The organism is Aminobacter carboxidus (genome assembly GCF_014863355.1).
Taxonomy (GTDB): Bacteria; Pseudomonadota; Alphaproteobacteria; order Rhizobiales; family Rhizobiaceae; genus Aminobacter; species Aminobacter carboxidus.
The window spans coordinates 16,048-34,341 of record NZ_JACZEP010000013.1 but is presented as its reverse complement, the minus strand read 5'-3'; the positions used below and the strand labels follow the sequence as shown (position 1 = coordinate 34,341).

The following is an 18,294-nucleotide window of genomic DNA, read 5'->3' as shown; positions in this document are numbered from 1 at the left end:
CGCCCCCATCTGCCTGCCGGCATCTTCTCCCCGTAAACGGGGAGAAGAGAAGCTGCAGCGACGTCCCGGCTTTTACTTGAAGTAGTCCTGCAGCGGGCGGACTTCGAGCGAGCCGGCCTTGAGGGCGGCGATGGCTTCGGCGACGGCCGCCGCGCCTGAGAGCGTGGTGTAGTAGGGCACCTTCTGCATCAGCGTGGCGCGGCGGATCGACTTCGAGTCCGACACCGCCTTCTGGCCGTCGGTGGTGTTGAAGACGATCTGGATCTGGCGGTTGCGGATGGCGTCCTCAATGTGCGGACGGCCTTCCAGAACCTTGTTGATCTTTTCGGCCGGGACGCCGTTTTCAACCAGGAAGCGCGCGGTGCCGGAGGTTGCCAGCACCCTGAAGCCGAGGCCTGACAGGCGCTGGACGGCACCCAGGATGCCGGCCTTGTCCTCGTCGCGGACCGAGACGAACAGCGTGCCCGAGCGCGGCAGGTCGACGCCGGCACCAAGCTGGGCTTTGGCGAAGGCGAGCGCATAGTCGCGGTCGAGGCCCATGACCTCGCCGGTCGACTTCATCTCGGGTCCGAGCAGGATGTCTACGCCGGGGAAGCGGGCGAACGGGAACACCGCCTCCTTGACCGCGATGTGGCCGGGATTGCGGGCATCTGGTTTGGCGCCATAGTGGGCGAAGGCCTCGTCGAGGCTCTCGCCCGACATGATGCGGGCGGCGATCTTGGCGATCGGCTTGCCGACCGTCTTGGCAACAAACGGCACTGTGCGGCTGGCACGCGGGTTGACTTCGAGCACGTAGATTGTGCCGTCCTTGATGGCGTATTGGACGTTCATCAGGCCGCCGACATTGAGCGCGCGCGCCATGGCCGAGGTCTGGCGCTCGAGTTCGTCGACGAGCTCGGTGGAAAGCGAATGGACTGGCAGCGAGCAGGCCGAGTCGCCCGAGTGGATGCCGGCTTCCTCGATGTGTTCCATGATGCCGGAGACGTACGTCGCCTTGCCGTCGCAGAGGCAGTCGACGTCGACCTCGATGGCACCGGAGAGATAGGTGTCGAACAAAAGCGGATTCTTGCCGAGCAGGGTGTTGATCTGGCCCGTCTTGTCGTTGGGGTATTTCTGCTTGATGTCCTCGGGCACCAGCCCCGGGACGGTGTCGAGCAGGTAGGACTGCAGCATGCCCTCATTGTGGATGATCTGCATGGCGCGGCCGCCGAGCACGTAGGATGGGCGCACCACCAGCGGGAAGCCGAGTTCGCCGGCGACGGTGCGGGCCTGCTCGACCGAATAGGCGATGCCGTTCTTGGGCTGCTTGAGGTCGAGCTTGTGTAGCAGCTTCTGGAAGCGGTCGCGGTCCTCGGCGAGATCGATCGCGTCGGGCGAGGTCCCGAGGATCGGGATGCCTGCCTTTTCGAGCGCGTCCGCCAGCTTAAGCGGGGTCTGGCCGCCGAACTGGACGATGACGCCGTGCAGCGTGCCGGCAGCCTGCTCGGCGCGTAGGATTTCGAGCACGTCCTCGGCCGTCAGCGACTCGAAATAGAGCCGGTCCGAAGTGTCGTAGTCGGTCGACACGGTCTCGGGGTTGCAGTTGATCATGATCGACTCGTAGCCGGCCTCGCGCAGCGCATAGGCGGCATGGACGCAGCAATAGTCGAACTCGATGCCCTGGCCGATGCGGTTGGGACCGCCGCCAAGGATGACGACCTTCTTGGCGGATGAGACCTGGGCCTCGTCCGCCACAGCGCCGGCGAAAGGCACTTCATAGGTCGAATACATGTAGGCGGTGGGTGAGGCGAATTCGGCAGCGCAGGTGTCGATGCGCTTGTAGACCGGGTGGACGCCGAGCTTTTGACGAGTCTTCTGAACGGCTTCGGCTTCGGTCTTCGTCAAGGACGCGAGGCGGGCATCGGAGAAGCCCATGGACTTCAGCATGCGCAGGTTTTCGGCATCCTGCGGCAGGCCGTGCTCGCGAACGCGGGCTTCCATTGCAATGATGCCGGCGATCTGCTCGAGGAACCACGGGTCGATCTTGCACATGGCGTGCACGTCTTCGAGCGAGGTGCCCATGCGGATCGCCTGGGCGACCATGCGCAGACGGTCGGGTGTCGGGGTGCCCAAGGCTGCGCGGATTGCGTTGCGGTCGTCGCCGCTGTCGCCATCGGTGCCGATGCCGGGGATCTCGATCTCGTCGAGGCCGGTGAGGCCGGTTTCAAGACCACGCAGCGCCTTCTGCAGCGATTCCTGGAAGGTGCGGCCGATCGCCATGACCTCGCCGACCGATTTCATCGCGGTGGTCAGCACCGGCGAGGCGCCGGGGAACTTTTCGAAGGCAAAGCGCGGGATCTTGGTCACGACATAGTCGATCGACGGCTCGAACGAGGCCGGCGTCGCACCGCCGGTGATGTCGTTTTCGAGCTCGTCGAGCGTATAGCCGACGGCGAGCTTGGCGGCGATCTTGGCAATCGGGAAGCCGGTCGCCTTGGAGGCAAGTGCGGAGGAGCGCGAGACGCGCGGGTTCATCTCGATGACGACGAGGCGACCGTCGGCCGGGTTGACGGCGAACTGGACGTTGGAGCCGCCGGTTTCAACGCCGATCTCGCGCAGCACCGCGATCGAGGCGTTGCGCATGATCTGGTATTCCTTGTCGGTCAGCGTCAGCGCAGGGGCGACGGTGATCGAGTCGCCGGTGTGCACGCCCATCGGGTCGATGTTTTCGATCGAGCAGATGATGATGCAGTTGTCGGCGCGGTCGCGCACGACCTCCATCTCGTATTCCTTCCAGCCGAGCACCGATTCTTCGATCAGCACTTCGGTGGTGGGGGAGGCGTCGAGACCGCTTTGTACGATGTCGAAGAATTCCTGGCGATTGAAGGCGATGCCGCCGCCGGTGCCGCCCATGGTGAAGGACGGGCGGATGATGGCAGGCAGGCCGACATGGTCGAGCGCCTGGGCACCGATCGCCATACCGTGGTTGATGTAGCGCTGCTTGCGGTCGCCCTCGCCGAGGTTCCACTGGGTTTCGAGCGCATCGAGCGCTGCATCGAGATCGGCGGGCGCCTCGGCCTTGAGGGCTGCGCGCTCGGCCTCGTGCTTCTTGCGGTCGGCGTCCTTGACGTCTGAGGCGTTGGCCAGCATCGAGCGCGGGGTTTCCAGGCCGATCTTGGCCATGGCTTCGCGGAACAGCGAGCGGTCTTCGGCCTTGTCGATGGCGTGCGCGTCGGCGCCGATCATCTCGACATTGTAGCGTTCGAGCACGCCCATGCGGCGCAGCGACAGCGCGGTGTTGAGCGCGGTCTGGCCGCCCATTGTCGGCAGCAGCGCGTCGGGGCGCTCCTTGGCGATGATCTTGGCGACGACCTCGGGGGTGATCGGCTCGATGTAGGTGGCGTCGGCCAGCTCCGGATCGGTCATGATGGTGGCCGGGTTGGAGTTGACCAGGATGACCCGGTAGCCTTCCTCCTTCAGCGCCTTGCAGGCCTGGGTGCCGGAGTAATCGAACTCGCAGGCCTGGCCGATGACAATGGGACCGGCGCCGATGATCAGGATGGACTTGATGTCGGTGCGTCTTGGCATGGCGTGCGTCCGTAAGTAGGCCTGCGCGAAGAACCGGGACGGGATATTCCCGGCCGGTGCGCAGTGAGATTCGAGTATCAGGCTAGGCGCGCCTTATAGGGGAAGGATGGGGAGTGGGGAACCCCGAAAAATGCTTTTCCTAACCCTGGATGCGGGATTGGGACGTGTCTGATCCGCGCACGGCCTGCCTGAACTAACGGAAGGGCAGCCGCCGAGGTCAGCGACTGCCCGTTTGGCCGGTGTTTCGGCTACGCTGCCTGGGTGATGCTGGCGCCGAATTCCTTGAAGCGCTTGATCGCATAGTCCGCTGCGACCAGCATTTCGGCGAAGTACAGCCCAGGTGGCGTCGGCGCCTTGCCATCGAGGCCGATCAGCCGCTCGACCGCCAAGGCAACGGCGAGTGCAGTGACCGGCGCCTGTCCCTCAGGGTGGACAAATTCGTAGCGGCTGCGGCCGGCGGTGCCGTCTTTCCTCTTGCCCGAGATGGCGATGGTGATCTCGGTGGAGAAATGCTCGCCGCGATGGCGGCTTGCGGTTTCACCGAGCGCGAAATCGAACCGTACCGTCTCGGCGCCGGTTGTGATCGGCAGGCTGAAGACGTCGAATGGTGAGTAGCTCAGACCGGGGACCTGCCTGCCGTCGACACTGGTCACGGTGCGGCCCTGTTCGCTGGAGGGCTTCCAGTGCCATTTGCCGTCATCAAGGCCCAGTGTGCTGGACATCATGGTGAGGCGGTTGAAGTCGGCTTCGGCGGCGGGGCCGCCCATGTCTTGTTCGTCGAGAAGGGCAGTGATTTCGACCGAATCCACCGTCTCGAACTGTCTGGCAAAATGCACGACGGCGAGGCTCGCGGCACCGCCGAGCCAGCTGCTGCCCAACAGGAATGGCGCGGTCGCCTTGTGGGCGTAAAGCGCTATCTCCGGTCCGATCTCCTGGATGCCGGTCGAGACGCCGAGATATGGCACCGCGTTGGTCTGGGCATAGTGCAGCGCGTTGATCGTGTTGTCATAGACGAACATGACGATGGCGCCGAAGCCTTTTTGCGCCGGTACGCCAAGGTCCTTGCGGTTGAGGTCGATGACGACTGCTTCGGCGTTGCCGATCTCCTTGGCGACTGCCTCGGCCTTTTCGAGATTGCGCCCGCCGATGGCGATGGGCAGTGCGGGATGCAGCTTGCGCAGCGTTCGGGCGGCGAGCACGCCGACGAAACCGGAACCGCCGATGATCAGGACAGGCTTGTGCGTGGTCATTTGGGCAATACTCCTCTGTGGCCGCGTTGAAGCGGCGCTGTGACGTCTGAAGCGGAAGGGGGGAAGGCGGCGGCGAGCGAACTCGCCGCCTTGGGGGTCAGGCGAGCTTGACCAGCATCTTGCCGAGGTTTTCGCCGGAAAAGAGCCCGATGAAGGCCTGGGGCGCGTTTTCGAGCCCCGAAACGACGGTGTCGCGGTAGGTCACGCGACCATCGGCCAGCCAGCCGGCCATGTCGGCGATGAATTCAGGCAGGATGTCGAAGTGATCCAGTACGAGAAAGCCGCGCATGCTTATGCTCTTGATGACCATCGCAGCGAGATTGTCGGGGCCGGGAACGGGCTTCTCGTCGTTGTAGCCGGAGATCATGCCGCAAATGGCGAAGCGGGCACGGGGCTTGGCGACTTCGAGCGCTGCCCTGAGATGGTCGCCGCCGACATTGTCGAAATAGACGTCGATGCCTTCGGGCGCGGCTTTTTTCAGCGCCTCGGTCAGGTCACCCGCGGTACGGTAGTTGATGACGGCGTCGGCGCCGAGTTCCTTGACCCATCGGGCCTTTTCTTCCGAGCCGACCGAGGCGACGACGCGGGCGCCCTTGAGCTTGGCGATCTGGACCGCCATCGAACCGACGGCACCGGCGGCCGCCGAGATGAACACGGTTTCGCCTGCCTTGAGCCCGGCGATCCGGAGCAGGCCGACATAAGCGGTATGGCCGGGAATACCCAACGGGCCGAGCCAGGCTTCGGCCGGCGCCTGGGTGGCGTCGATCTTGTTTGCCGTGGCGGCATCGACAAGAACGAGGTCGCGCCAGCCGGAGAAGTGGCTGACGAGATCGCCCGCCTTGAAATCGGGATGGGCGGACTGCTCGACGATGCCGACGGCGGAGCCTTCAAGCGGCTGGCCGATCTCGAAGGGGGCGATGTAGCTCGGCCGATCGGTCATGCGGCCGCGCATGTAGGGGTCGACCGACATGAACAGCGTCTTGACCAGCAATTGGCCCGCTGCGGGGGCTGGCAAGCTGCGTTCGACCAACTGGAAATTGTCAGCTCCCGGCAAACCGGCCGGGCGGCTCTTCAGGTGGATTTCACGGGCTGCAATGGACATTGAATTCCCCTATATGTGTAGTCATCTACCAAGTGTAGCTTACTCTTTGTAAGTTACTAGTCGTAACATAAGCGGCGTGCGGCGATGTTCAAGCCGCGGGCAAAAAAAATTCGAGCCGGATGCGAAGGCGATGACGACTGCAAGTTCGATGAAAAAACTGCCGAAGGCCGAGCGGCGCGCGCAGTTGCTGGAAGCCGCGCAGGAGATCGTGCGCGAAGAAGGCACCGACGCGCTGACGCTTGCCCGGGTCGCCGAGCGGGCAGGGGTGAGCAAGCCGATCGCCTACGAGCATTTTGGCACCAGGGCGGGGCTGCTGATGGCGCTGTTTTCCTCTTACAACGATCTGCAGCTGGAGACGCAGCGCGAGGCACTCGCCGCCTGCGGCAAGACACTGCGCGACGTGGCCGGCATTCTGGGCGAGGCTTATGTGCGCTGCGCCAGCCGGGCCGGGCCCGAAGCGGGCGCGATCTATGCCGCACTCTCGGCCACCGAAGAGATGGACGAATTTCGTCAGTCGTTGCGGGATGGCTATCTCGCCGAGTATCGCGACGCAGTTTCACGCTTCGTCGACCTGCCCGAGGATATCGGCGTCCCGGTGCTTTCGGGGCTTCTTGGGGCGGCCGAGGCCGTGTCGCGGGATGTCGGGTCCGGCCGGATTTCCCATGAAGCCGCCGTTGCCGCATTGACCGAGCTGTTCACCGCAACGCTCGAGCGGTTTCGCCGCTGACCGCTACGCTGGCGTTCCGGGCTGTCAACAAAACGTCGCTACCTCCCTATAGGTTCTCCAGTTATACTTGGGGTCTTCAGCAAGAGGGGGCGGGCATGGTTGATATCCAGACCTTCGGTGAAGTTGAACGTGTCGTTCGTGAAAGGTTGAAGAAAACAAGACCTGAAATAGACACATCGCTGGCGCGGATTGCCGAGGGCAACCCGCTGGCGGCCGAGCCGGAGCGCCGCCGCCGCGTCGAGCGTCTCCAGGTCAAGGCCGATCTCACCCGTGAACAGGCGGAGATGATCTCGACGGCGATCGAAGCCGTTGCCGAGCCGGCCAAAGCAGGGCGAAAGCCTGCGATGGTGGCTGCAAAGCCGATGGGACCCGAAGCGATCCAGGGTTCGACGCTGGATTTTGTCGGCGTTGCCTTTCTCGAGCGCGGGCGCCGCGCGGCCGATGCCGTCGGGCGGGTCGCCTTTCTCAACGAGATGCCGCAGGGCACCGGCTTCCTGGTCGGGCCGAACCTGTTTTTGACCAATCATCATGTCATCCACACGGCGGCCGACGCGGCGCGGTTCCAAGTGCAGTTCGACTATGAGCGCGACAAGCTCAACGAGCTCAGGCAGCCGACGTCGTTTTTCCTCGATCCGGATCTGTGTTTCGTCACCGACGACATCGACGGGCTCGACTATACGCTGATCGGGATCGGCCAGCGCCGCCGCGGACAACGCGCGCTCGACGAGTTCGGCTTCTTGGTGCTGTCCAGTGCCGGCGACAAGCATATGCTGGGTGAGATCGCCAATGTCGTCCAGCACCCCGATGGCCGGCACAAGGAGCTGGTGCTGCGCGAAAACCACCTGGTAGCGCGCAACGAGACGCTGCATGTGCTCCATTATGTTGCCGATACCGAGCAGGGCTCGTCGGGGTCGCCGGTGTTCAACAACGAATGGGAGCCGATCGCCCTGCATCACTGGGGTGGGCCGTGGCACGAAGTGATGGGCACCGACGGCAAGCCGCTGGCCAAGGAGATCAACGAAGGCATCCGCATCAGCGCAATCGTCAACGATCTCGAGACGCGGCTTGCCGGCATGGATGCCGCCAGCCGCGCGGCGGTGACGCAGCTGCTCGACATCTGGGAGGAGGCCGGGCGGCTGAAGCTGCAGCCGGTGCCGGAGGGAGCGGGCGAGGCGGACAGGACGATGGCGAAAACCGGCAAGGCGCAGGCCGTGACATCGGGCGGGGACCGCGAGCCCAAGGCACGGCTGGGCGAGGACGGCTCGGTGACCTGGACGTTTCCGATCGAGATTTCCGTGCGCGCGCCGTTGATGGCGCAGGCATCGACTGGCTACGCGCCGAGGTCCGGCGAGGGCGGTGTCAGGACGGGCGGTCCAGGAGCCGAGGCGGCGAGCTGGAAGACGGAGAATTTCGACGACCGTGGCGGCTATGAGCCGGGCTTTGTGCCCGGCTTCATCCTGCCGCTGCCCAAGCACGACCGTGCACCGGGGCGCGCCGCCAAGAACCTGCTGGCCAAGCCGGGCGACGACCCTTTCGAGCTGCCCTACCACCATTTTTCCGTCGTCATCAACGCCGAACGGCGGCTGGCCTATTACACCGCCTGCAACATCGACGGTTCCCGCATCAAGGCGGTCAACCGCGACGACAAGACGGTGACCGAGGATCCAAGCCTGAGCGAACTCGGGATCGAGTCGATCGGCGGGGCCGAAGCCAGCGACGATTTCCGCCCCGACCGCCGCGTGCTCCTCGAAGAACAGATGAACAAGCCGTTCTACGACGCGCAGAAAGTGGCGGGGTTCCCGGTTGCGACGTCGAACGAGCGCAAGGCGCGGATCTTCCAGAAAGGCCACATCACGTTGCGCGGCGACCCGGCCTGGGGCACCGATGCGGAAGCCGTGGCCGCCGAGCGCGACACGTTCTTCTACACCAACGCGGCACCGCAGCTCGGCTTCTTCAACCAGGGCAGCGCGCTCAACCGGCCGGGCTCGAAAGGCAAGCTGCGCTGGCGGGCGGTCGAGACCTATGTGCTGCGCAACGCGGTGACCATGCGCCAAAGGGTGACGGTGTTTGCCGGACCGGTGTTTGCCGACAGCGATCCGCCCTATCGCTTCGAAAGCAAGGTGCCGCTGAAATTCTGGAAGATCGCGGCGTGGAATGACGGCACCGAGCTGCGATCGATCGCGCTGCTCGCCGACCAGGGGCCACTGATCGAGGTGATGCCCGAGGGCATGGCGGAGGCGTTCGGCGATGCCGAGGAACTGGCGCGGGTGTCGGAGTTCCTGACGACTGTCGCCCATATCGAGAGCCTGACCGGGCTCGATTTCGGCGACACTCTGCGCGACGCCGATGTCCGCGCCGGGCAGGAGGCGATCGGCAGGCCGGCGATGACGCTGAAGGCGGAGGATCTGGCAAGGGATGGAACGCGCAAACCGGCGGCGAAGCCGGCGCGCTCGGGTGGCGTAAAGAGGTCGTCGAAGCCGGGGCGCCGGCGGAAGTAGGCGAGTCAGCCGCGAGCCAGAGCCGATGGCCGCAGCGAGCAGCCGGATCAGTCCGGCATGAAGCCGGTGCGTAGGGCATGCGCCCATTCCGGGCGGTCACCCTCTTCGGCGCGGCGGGCCGCGGCCTCGTGGTCGTAGGTGACGGCAAGCGTGTCGATGCCGGCGACGGCGCCTGTCCCATCGAGCTCGACGAGACCGTAGCGCGCCAGCGGCGATCCCTGTTCGGAGACATGGGTGGGTGCGGTGTCGTCGCTGTAGGCCGGAATGCCGACGCTGCCGGGATTGAAAAGCAGGCGCCCGTCGGAGAGCTGGACGAGATCGGCGCGGTGGCTATGGCCGGCAAGCAGCAGCCGATACTTCGGATCGATCCGCCTGAGGCGGCTTTCGATGACCTTCAGCGGCGCGCGTATGAGCTGGCCTTCGTCGATGACCTCGGAGAGGTAGCGCTCGTCGTGATCGGGGCGGGCGTGGAAGGCGAGCGCCGACGGGGCGATCTCCAGTGTCAGCGGCAGCGCCTCCAGCCAGTCGCGCTGGGCCTGCGACAGGCGGTCATGGGCGAAGCGGTCGGACGGGCCCATTTCGGCGAGCGGGTCGGTGGCGACGCGGCGGTCGTGGTTGCCGCGAACGGTCGGCCAGGCGAGCGCCCGCAGTCGCGCGACGGTTTCGCCGGGCCAGAGCGGGCCGGAGACGAGATCGCCGAGATTGACGACGAGGTCGGCGCCGCCACGGCGGGCGAGGTCGGCGAGCACCGCTTCCAGCGCAAGGATGTTGCCATGGATGTCGGCGATGACGGCGATACGCAAGGCGATGTCCTCAGGCCTCGTCGCGGAGGCGCTCGAATGCGGGGAGTTCCTGTGCCGCGGTGATAATCGAATCGAGCAGGCCTGGGAAGCGGCTGTCGAGGTCGTCGCGGCGCAGCGAGATCAGCCGGCTGGTGCCCGAGACCTCGGTGCGGGTGATGCCGGCCTCGCGCAGCTTGGCGAGGTGGTAGGACAGGTTGGTCTTGGAGCCGAACTCGGAAAACTGGCCGCAGCTCATCGCCACGCCCTCGTTGCGGGCGAGATAGCCGACGACGGCGAGGCGGGTCTGGTCGCCGAGCACTGATAGCACGTTGGCGAGGTTGATCTGGTCGAGATTGGGGTGCGGCAGGGACATTGTCGGAAGGTAGCTGTGCGGTTGCGGCGGTTCAAGGCTCGGTGCCGGCTGCTGACACCAGGCTGGCAGGAGCCGACGAGATGCAGATTGACATGCCGCGACGGGAAGTTCAATAGTTCAATATATTTTGAACTAAGGACCCCGTCATGGACAAGCGCCTTATCTGGCTGGCGGTCGGCTCGTTCGCCATGAGCACCGTCGGCTTCGTATTTTCCAGCCTGCTGCCGATGATCGCCGGCGACGCGCATGTTTCGATACCGTTCGCGGGTTACCTGATCATGGCGTTCTCGCTCGCTTATGCGATCGGTGCGCCTGTCTTGTCGGCGCTGGCCGGCGAGATCGACCGTCGCCGTGTGCTCGCCGCGACCATGCTGGTATTCGTCGCCGGCAATATCATCGCAGCTATGAGCAGTTCGTTTGCCGGGCTTATGGTCGCGCAGATCGTGATGGGCATGTCGGCCGGGCTCTATGCCGCCACCGCCCAGGCGACCGCCGTGTCGTTGGCCGGGCCCGAATACCGGGCGCGGGCGATTGCGGTCGTCGTCGGCGGCACGACATTCGCCGTAGCACTGGGCGCGCCCGTGGGCTCGCTGATCGCCACCATGTGGGGCTGGCGCGGCACCTTCGTTGCCATTGCACTGCTTGGCATCTCCTGCGCCGCCATCCTGTGGGTGCGGCTGCCCCGGGGCTCGCGCGGCATCAAGCTGACGCTGGCCGAGCGCTTCACCGCCATTGCCCGGCCGGGCATCCTGCCGTCGCTGCTGGTGACGCTGCTCTATCTCGCCGGTGGCTTCACCGTGATTTCCTATATCGCGCCGCTGGCGCTGGAAGGGGCCGGGCTGCCGGCGATCGCCCTTCCGGGTATGTTGCTGGCCTTCGGCGTCGGTGCCGTGATCGGCAACTTGTCGAGCGGCTATCTTGCCGACCGCATCGGCGCGACGCGCATGGTGGTGATCTCGCTGTTGATGTCGTCGGGCTTCTGCATTGCCATTGCGCTGACCTTGAAGCTCTTGCCGCACCACGTCGCCGGTCCCGTGCTGATCGCGCTGATGGTGCCGTGGGGCATCATCGGCTGGGCGTTCCCGCCGGCGCAGGCGAGCCGCATCGTCGGCTTCGGCCCTGAGATCGCGCATCTGACGCTGTCGCTCAACGCCTCCGCGCTCTATTTCGGCATCGCCTTGGGCACCGTCATTGGCGGCCGCGTGCTGGAATTCGCCCGGCCGTCGGACCTTGGCCTCGTCGCGGCGGCCTTTCCGCTGGTGGCACTGGCCGTGCTTGCGGCCAGCAGCAGGTCGATCCGGCACGCCGCCGCCCGGTGAGGCTGGCCTAACAGGCGCCGCTTTTCCCGCCGGCCGAACAGTCTTAGACGCGACCGGCCGGGATGGACGAGATGAAAAGCGACGAAGAGCATTGGACATGTGTAGCCTACGGCTTCAGGCTGATGGGCGAGGTGTCGCCGCCGGGCGGGCTGCTGCTGGCCGCGGCGATCTTTGATGATGCTCAGCTGCTGGTGGATGACGCGTTTCGTATATGGTCCGCTGGAGTGGCTGCTGCGGGCGGTGACGATCGCGGCGTGTGGCCAAGCTGGCGCAAGCAGGGAACGAGTGCCGCCGCTTCGCGTTAGCCTGAGCGCCGTGTAGTCGCGGCGCCTGGGAGGAAGCGAAAATGGCCATCACACAAGCCCCGACCGCCAAGGGAAAACAGGCCGCCAAAGGCCTGCGCCAGGCTGCGGCCAAGCAGGAGCGCAAGGTCGAGGCCAAGACTGGCCGCGAATTCGCGAAAGGCGAAAAGCGCTTCGAGGAGCGTTCCAAAAGCTCCGACGGCAAGAGCGCCGGCACTAAGCAGAAAAGCTGATTTTGCAGCGCCCGGCCAACGGGTGGCACAAGCAAAAACCCTGTGACTTGCCGCAGGGGTTAAGCTAATTGTCTGCAGTGAGCGGGGTCGCCCGCGACAAACATTGAGGGATACGCCTATGCGCTGGAGAGGCCGCCGCCAGAGTGACAATGTCCAGGATACGCGCGGCCAGGGTGGCGGAGGTGGACTGGGCGGAGGCCTCGGTGGCGGACGCTTGCCGATGGGACCGCGCATGTCGACCGGCGGTGGCGGGCTTTCCGGCATCATCATCCTCGTCGTGCTGTTCTTTGCGCTGCGTGCCTGCGGCATCGATCCGATGCAGATTCTGGCTGGCGGCGATGGCGGCCCGGTTTCCGGTGGTGGCCAGGTCAGCGAAGGCGGCGCTCCGGCCAATGACGAGATGACCCAGTTCGTCTCGACCGTATTGGCCGAGACCGAAGACACCTGGAACGGCATCTTCCAAGCCGAAGGGCTGAAATACCAGGAGCCGAAGCTGGTGCTGTTTTCGGGCCAGGTACGTTCGGCCTGCGGTTTCGCCTCGTCGGCATCCGGTCCGTTCTATTGCCCCGGCGACCAGAAGGTCTATCTCGACACCGCCTTCTTCGGCCAGCTGGCCAAGCAGTTCGGCGCTGCCGGTGATTTTGCCCAGGCTTATGTCATTGCCCACGAGGTCGGTCACCACGTCCAGAACCTGACCGGCATCCTGCCCAAATTCAACCAGATGCGGCAGCAGATGAGCGAGGCCGATGCCAACCAGATGTCGATGCGTGTAGAGCTGCAGGCCGACTGCTTCGCCGGCGTGTGGGGCCACTACACCGACCAGAAGGGCCTGCTCGAGCAGGGCGACATCGAAGAAGCGCTGAACGCCGCTCAGCAGATCGGCGACGACACGCTGCAGAAGCGCATGCAGGGCTATGTCGTGCCGGAGAGCTTCAACCACGGCACCTCGCAGCAGCGCCAGCGCTGGTTTGCCGCCGGCTTCAAGAGCGGCAAGCTGTCGGAGTGCGACACCTTCAACAATCCGATCTGATGACCACGCCGAAACGCATCGAACTGACGGCCGGTGGCCTGTCGCTGTCGCGGCTGGTCTTCGGCGCCTGGCGGCTGCTCGATGGCCAAAGCCCCGATGCCGATGCGGTGGCGCGGTTGATCGATACGGCAGTCGATCTCGGCCTGACCAGCTTCGACCATGCCGACATCTATGGCGGCTACGCGGTCGAGGAAGCCTTCGGCGCCGGGCTGGCGCGCTGGAAGGGCCGGCGCGACGGCATCGAGCTGATCTCCAAATGCGGCATCATGTTGGCCATGCCCAACCGGCCGCAGAACCGGCTGAAGCATTATGACACCGGTGCCGCCCACCTCGAGGCTTCGGTCGAGCGCTCGCTGAAGAACCTTCGCACCGACTATCTCGACCTGCTGCTGATCCACCGGCCCGACCCGCTGATGGACGCCGACGACACGGCGCGCGCCTTCGAGCGGCTGGTTTCAGCCGGCAAGGTGCGTGCGGTCGGCGTGTCGAATTTTACGCCCGCGCAGTTCGACCTGCTGGCCTCGCGGCTGCCATTTCCTCTTGTCACCAACCAGATCGAGCATTCGGTGCTGGAGACCTCGGCGCTGACCGACGGACGGCTCGACCATGCGCAACGGCTGGGTTACGCGCCGATGATCTGGTCGCCGCTGGGTGGCGGTTCGCTGTTCACCGGCGAGGGTGTCCGCGAGCAAAAGGTGCGGGTGGCGCTGCGGGACGTCGCCGCCGAGACCGGTGTCGGCGATGTCTCGACTGTCGCCATCGCCTGGCTGCTCAGGCATCCGGCGCGGCTGGTACCGGTGCTCGGCACGATGAAGCCGGAGCGGCTGGCCGGTCTGGTCAAGGCGCTGGACGTTGCGCTCGACCGGCAGCAATGGTTCGCCATTCTCGAGGCGAGCGAGGGCCGCGCGGTCCCGTAATGTTCCGCCGGATGACGTCCGGCTATGAACAAAATTGATATGTTCTTGTATTGTTCTTGATGGCTGCTTCGCTTATAAGCAGTTCTCCGCATGCCCCCGGCGGTTTGAGGCAGCGCCCGTGCATTCGTTGCAGGGTGCTGAATGGCTCGATTTGGCGTGACTTTCGGGATTCGAAGGGGCGCTTGTGGGTTCGACATGGTTGATGAAAAGACCGCCAGACGAGGCCTTGCGCTCGTCTTCGTCACATTGCTGCTCGACATCATCGGCTTCGGCATCATCATGCCGGTGCTGCCGGCTTTCCTGCAGGAACTGACCGGCGTCGGCGTCGGCGAGGCGGCGATCGAAGGCGGCTGGCTGTTTTTCGTCTATGCCGCGATGCAGTTCCTGTTTGCGCCGCTGATGGGCAATCTCAGCGACCGCTTCGGACGTCGGCCGATCCTGCTCGCCTCGGTACTCACCTTCGCCATCGACAATGCCATCTGCGCGCTGGCCTGGTCGTATCCCATGCTGTTCGTAGGTCGCGTGCTCGCCGGCATCAGCGGCGCGAGCTACTCGACGGCCGCGGCCTTCATCGCCGACGTGTCGAACGACGGCAACCGGGCCAAGAATTTCGGCCTGCTCGGCATCGCCTTCGGTGTCGGCTTCATCATCGGGCCGGTGCTCGGCGGCTTCCTTGGCGAATTCGGGCCGCGCGTGCCGTTTTGGGGCGCTGCGGCACTGGCCTTCGTCAACTTCGTGGTGGCGCTGTTTTTCCTGCCCGAGACACTGGCCCGCCACAACAGGCGCGCCTTCGAATGGCGCCGCGCCAATCCGCTCGGCGCGCTCAAGCAGATGCGCAAATACAAGGGCATCGGCTGGATCGGCCTGGTGTTCTTCCTGATGGCGCTCGGCCACATGATGTATCCGGCGGTGTGGTCGTTCGTCAGCAGCTATCGTTATGGCTGGAGCGAACGGCAGATCGGCTTTTCGCTCGGCGTGTTCGGCCTTGGCGGCGCGCTTGTCATGGCACTGGTGCTGCCGCGGGTCATCCCGAGGCTCGGCGAGTGGCGCACGGCAGCGCTCGGCCTCGGCTTCACCACCATCGCCGCCTTCGGCTACGCCGCCGCCTGGCAAGGCTGGATGATCTATGCGGTGATCGTCGTGACCTGCCTGGAAGCACTCGCTGACCCGCCGCTGAGGAGCCTGGCCGCGGCCAAGGTGCCGCCCGATGCGCAAGGCGAATTGCAGGGCGCGATGACCAGCCTGTTTTCGATCACCAGCATCATCACACCGCTGCTTTACACCGGCATCTTCGCCTGGTTCACCGGGCCGAGCGCGCCGGTGACGTTCGCCGGCGCGCCTTATGCGGTCGGCGGCATCTTCCTCGCACTGTCGCTGCTGGTGCTCATTTTCAAGGTCGAGCGGCCAACGCGGGATAAAGTCGCTGCCGCCGAAATGGAGCAGGTCAACTGATGGCACCGGTCTATGTCGATCCAAGCAAGGTTCAAGAATTCGTCGATGCCGCGCGTTTTTATGCCTGGCTAGGCCAGCACCACGACACCCAGGACGAGGTCTGGATCAAGGTCCACAAGGTCGGATCGGGGCTGAAGTCGATCACCCCGAAGGAGGCGATCGAGGTCGTGTTGTGCTGGGGCTGGATCGACGGCGTGCGCAAGGGCCTCGACGACAAGAGCTTCCTGCAGCGCTACTCGCCGCGCGGCAAGAAGGGCACCTGGAGCCAGATCAATGTCGACAGCGTGGCGCGCCTGATTGCCGAGGGGCGGATGACCGAGCATGGGATGAAGCAAGTCGCGGCGGCCAAGGCGGACGGGCGCTGGGACCGCGCCTACAAGAGCGGCAAGGACATGCTGATCCCAAACGATCTCCAGGCCGCGATCGACGCCGAGCCGGAGGCGAAGGCGATGCTCGGCAGACTCAGCGAGCAGAACCGCTTCGCGCTGGCTTTCCGCACCCACAACATGAAGACCGAAGCGGGGCGGAAGAAGAAGATCGAGACCTTCGTCGCCATGCTCAAGCGCGGCGAAACGATTTATCCGCAGGGCAAGAAGTGAGCTGCAACGGTGGAGCGCCCGACGCGCTCTGCTTCGTTCGCTCAGCTTCGTTCAATGAAGGCCGAACTCGCGCACGGCCGCGTCTGGCTGGCTTTCGCGGGCGCTTCACTCACGCAAGATGCCGGACGGAAGAGCTGCCGCGGGGGACGGCCTGTTCTTGTTGCACAGGCCGGAGACATTTCGTGCGACGTTCTCAACCAACTGGTTGACAACATTTTGGGTGAATGTTATTCAACCGTAAAGTTAACAACTTATGGGTTGAATAATGGCATGACCGATACTCTCTCCCTTACTTTTTCCGCGCTTGCGGATCCGACGCGCCGCGCCATCCTGGCACGGCTTGCCCAGGGGCAGGCCAGCGTCGGCGAACTGGCAGCGCCCTATGACATGAGCCTGGCGGCGGTGTCGAAGCACATCAAGGTGCTCGAAAACGCCGGCCTGATCGCCCGCGAGAAGGACGCGCAGTATCGCTACTGCAAGCTCCAGGCCGGCCCGCTCCAGGACATCGACGGTTGGGTCGGCGCCTATCGCGAACTGTGGCGCGACAATCTCGACCAGCTCGACTCTTTCCTCGCCGACATGCAGCGCGGCGACGACACCGCCAAGCAGTGAATTCACGGAACACGACAAGGAAAATGACATGAACAAGATGACAGTCGAGACGCCGGAAGGCGAACCCATCATCCGCATGAGCCGCACCTTCGATGCGCCGCGCGCGCTGGTCTGGCGGGCCTGGACCCGGCCCGAGCATGTGGCGCGCTGGTGGGGTTCGCGTGCCATGGGCGCGACCAGGGTGGTCAAGCTCGACGTCCGCCCTGGCGGCGAATGGCGCTTCGAGCAGACGACGCCAGACGGCACCGTCTTTGCCTTCATCGGCAAGTACATCGAGGTCGACGAGCCGGAAAAGCTGGTCAACACTTTCGCGCTCGAAGGCATGTTCGAAGACAAGAATGTCATCGAGACCCATCGTTTCGAAGAGAAGGACGGCAAGACCCACTATAGCGGCGTCACCCGCTTCGACAGCATCGACGACCGCGACGGCATGGTTGCCTCGGGCATGGAAGCCGGCGCCCAGGACAGCATGAACCAGCTCGAAGAGCTGCTCGGCGAACTCGTCTCCGCCTGATCTTCCGCCGGTCGCGGGACCGGCTTTCCTGCCATCGTCAGCTACGACCCAACCGGCCGCGAGGCGGCCGGGCGGGATCGCTCATCCTCTCAAAACAAGGTAATGACCATGAAACCGCTATCCATCGCGGGCGCGGCCCTGCTCGCGCTTTTTTCCGCCATCGCCCCGGCTGTTCTTTCGGCACAGGAGCCCGCACCGCTCGAACTGCATCACCAGGTCCACGGGGAGGGGCCACCGCTGGTTCTCCTGCACGGCGCCTTCATGACCATTGAGACCAACTGGGTAACAAGCCTTGAAGAGCTGGCCAAGTACAACAAGGTCATCGCCGTCGAGCTGCAGGGCCACGGCCGCACGGCCGACCGCAACGGTGAACTCGGCTACGAGACCATGGCCGACGACGTCGCCGGACTGCTCGACAAGCTGGGAATCGAGAAGGCGTCCGTGATGGGTTATTCGATGGGCGGCAACGTTGCCCTGCAGATGGCGTTGCGCCATCCCGATCGTGTCGATCGCATCGTCGCCGTGTCGGCTGCCGCCAGCGACAAGGGGCTGGCGCCGGGGCACAAGGAAATGGTGCAGCGCCTGACGGCAGATATGTTCACCGGCGCGCCGATGGTCGCGGAGTACCAGAAGCTCTCGCCCAAACCGGATTTCCCAGCACTTGTCGACAAGATCAAGCAGCTGGAGCTGAAGCCGTTCGACTGGACAGCGGAGCTCGCCAAGGTCAAGGCACCGGTGCTGCTGGTCGCCGGCGACGCCGATGTGGTGACGCTTGGCCATCTCGCCGACATGCACGCGGCGCTCGGTGGTCACGACAATGGCGACATTAACGGCCCGTCCCGCAGCCAGTTGCTGGTGCTCTCAGGCACGACGCATATGGGCATCCTCGCCGACCCGGCAAAAGCGCAGCAGGTTGCGGCTGCCGCCAATGTCTTCCTGAACGCGCCGGCGCCGAAGTAGGGCCGGCTTGCTTCGGCGCGCTGGCGGCTCCAAGCCACTCGCATCGGCAAAAGAAAG

At 64.8% G+C, this 18,294-nt stretch carries 17 protein-coding genes; 12 read left to right on the top strand and 5 right to left on the bottom strand.

What is annotated here, in order from left to right; genetic code table 11:
• Positions 1–72 precede the first annotated feature (72 nt).
• The 3 genes from carB to IHE39_RS25880 all read right to left on the bottom strand — a co-directional run bounded on the left by carB (position 73) and on the right by IHE39_RS25880 (position 5,919).
• On the bottom strand, positions 73–3,567 hold the full coding sequence (gene carB / locus IHE39_RS25890; protein WP_192568519.1) for a carbamoyl-phosphate synthase large subunit: 3,495 nt from the start codon (positions 3,565–3,567) through the stop codon (positions 73–75).
• A 248-nt stretch (positions 3,568–3,815) separates the two neighbouring features.
• On the bottom strand, positions 3,816–4,817 hold the full coding sequence (locus IHE39_RS25885; RefSeq protein WP_192568518.1) for an NAD(P)-dependent oxidoreductase: 1,002 nt from the start codon (positions 4,815–4,817) through the stop codon (positions 3,816–3,818).
• A 97-nt stretch (positions 4,818–4,914) separates the two neighbouring features.
• Positions 4,915–5,919, bottom strand: coding sequence for an NADP-dependent oxidoreductase (locus tag IHE39_RS25880; protein ID WP_192568517.1), 1,005 nt, complete (start codon positions 5,917–5,919; stop codon positions 4,915–4,917).
• Positions 5,920–6,049: 130 nt separating this feature from the next.
• Here IHE39_RS25880 and IHE39_RS25875 point away from each other — a divergent pair, with 130 nt between their 5' ends.
• Both IHE39_RS25875 and IHE39_RS25870 read left to right on the top strand, forming a co-directional pair.
• A complete protein-coding gene (locus IHE39_RS25875) occupies positions 6,050–6,646 on the top strand; it encodes a TetR/AcrR family transcriptional regulator (RefSeq protein ID WP_192568516.1) in 597 nt (198 codons plus the stop codon).
• 95 nt (positions 6,647–6,741) lie between these two features.
• The gene (locus IHE39_RS25870) at positions 6,742–9,144 is read left to right on the top strand and encodes a DNA/RNA non-specific endonuclease (RefSeq protein ID WP_192568515.1); all 2,403 of its coding nucleotides are present in this window, start codon (positions 6,742–6,744) and stop codon (positions 9,142–9,144) included.
• 47 nt (positions 9,145–9,191) lie between these two features.
• Here IHE39_RS25870 and IHE39_RS25865 read toward each other — a convergent pair whose 3' ends face one another.
• Entirely contained in the window at positions 9,192–9,947 is a 756-nt protein-coding gene (locus IHE39_RS25865) for a metallophosphoesterase family protein (protein ID WP_192568514.1), read from the bottom strand.
• A gap of 10 nt (positions 9,948–9,957) precedes the next feature.
• Positions 9,958–10,299 (bottom strand): ArsR/SmtB family transcription factor, encoded by a 342-nt coding sequence (locus tag IHE39_RS25860; RefSeq protein ID WP_184766955.1) that lies wholly within the window; start codon positions 10,297–10,299, stop codon positions 9,958–9,960.
• 146 nt (positions 10,300–10,445) lie between these two features.
• Between IHE39_RS25860 and IHE39_RS25855 the strand changes: the two genes are divergently transcribed.
• The 10 genes from IHE39_RS25855 to IHE39_RS25810 all read left to right on the top strand — a co-directional run bounded on the left by IHE39_RS25855 (position 10,446) and on the right by IHE39_RS25810 (position 18,237).
• On the top strand, positions 10,446–11,618 hold the full coding sequence (locus IHE39_RS25855) for an MFS transporter (RefSeq protein ID WP_192568513.1): 1,173 nt from the start codon (positions 10,446–10,448) through the stop codon (positions 11,616–11,618).
• A gap of 174 nt (positions 11,619–11,792) precedes the next feature.
• On the top strand, positions 11,793–11,939 hold the full coding sequence (locus IHE39_RS31190; RefSeq protein ID WP_210327694.1) for a DUF418 domain-containing protein: 147 nt from the start codon (positions 11,793–11,795) through the stop codon (positions 11,937–11,939).
• A 25-nt stretch (positions 11,940–11,964) separates the two neighbouring features.
• A complete protein-coding gene (locus tag IHE39_RS25845; protein ID WP_184766958.1) occupies positions 11,965–12,153 on the top strand; it encodes a hypothetical protein in 189 nt (62 codons plus the stop codon).
• 118 nt (positions 12,154–12,271) lie between these two features.
• Positions 12,272–13,183: a KPN_02809 family neutral zinc metallopeptidase gene (gene ypfJ, locus IHE39_RS25840; RefSeq protein ID WP_184766959.1), complete on the top strand. Its 912-nt coding sequence runs from the start codon at positions 12,272–12,274 to the stop codon at positions 13,181–13,183.
• Complete coding sequence (locus IHE39_RS25835; protein WP_192568512.1) at positions 13,183–14,100, top strand: aldo/keto reductase; 918 nt, start codon at positions 13,183–13,185, stop codon at positions 14,098–14,100. The genes ypfJ and IHE39_RS25835 overlap by 1 nt, the downstream gene beginning before the upstream one ends.
• A gap of 195 nt (positions 14,101–14,295) precedes the next feature.
• A complete protein-coding gene (locus IHE39_RS25830; RefSeq protein WP_192568511.1) occupies positions 14,296–15,552 on the top strand; it encodes a TCR/Tet family MFS transporter in 1,257 nt (418 codons plus the stop codon).
• Positions 15,552–16,151, top strand: a complete 600-nt coding sequence (locus IHE39_RS25825) for a YdeI/OmpD-associated family protein (RefSeq protein ID WP_192568510.1) — start codon at positions 15,552–15,554, stop codon at positions 16,149–16,151. Before IHE39_RS25830 ends, IHE39_RS25825 begins: the two co-directional genes overlap by 1 nt.
• 270 nt (positions 16,152–16,421) lie before the next feature.
• Positions 16,422–16,763: an ArsR/SmtB family transcription factor gene (locus tag IHE39_RS25820; RefSeq protein ID WP_192568509.1), complete on the top strand. Its 342-nt coding sequence runs from the start codon at positions 16,422–16,424 to the stop codon at positions 16,761–16,763.
• Between the two features lie 28 nt (positions 16,764–16,791).
• The gene (locus IHE39_RS25815) at positions 16,792–17,277 is read left to right on the top strand and encodes an SRPBCC family protein (protein ID WP_192568508.1); all 486 of its coding nucleotides are present in this window, start codon (positions 16,792–16,794) and stop codon (positions 17,275–17,277) included.
• A gap of 108 nt (positions 17,278–17,385) precedes the next feature.
• On the top strand, positions 17,386–18,237 hold the full coding sequence (locus IHE39_RS25810; protein WP_192568507.1) for an alpha/beta fold hydrolase: 852 nt from the start codon (positions 17,386–17,388) through the stop codon (positions 18,235–18,237).
• Positions 18,238–18,294: the final 57 nt, after the last annotated feature.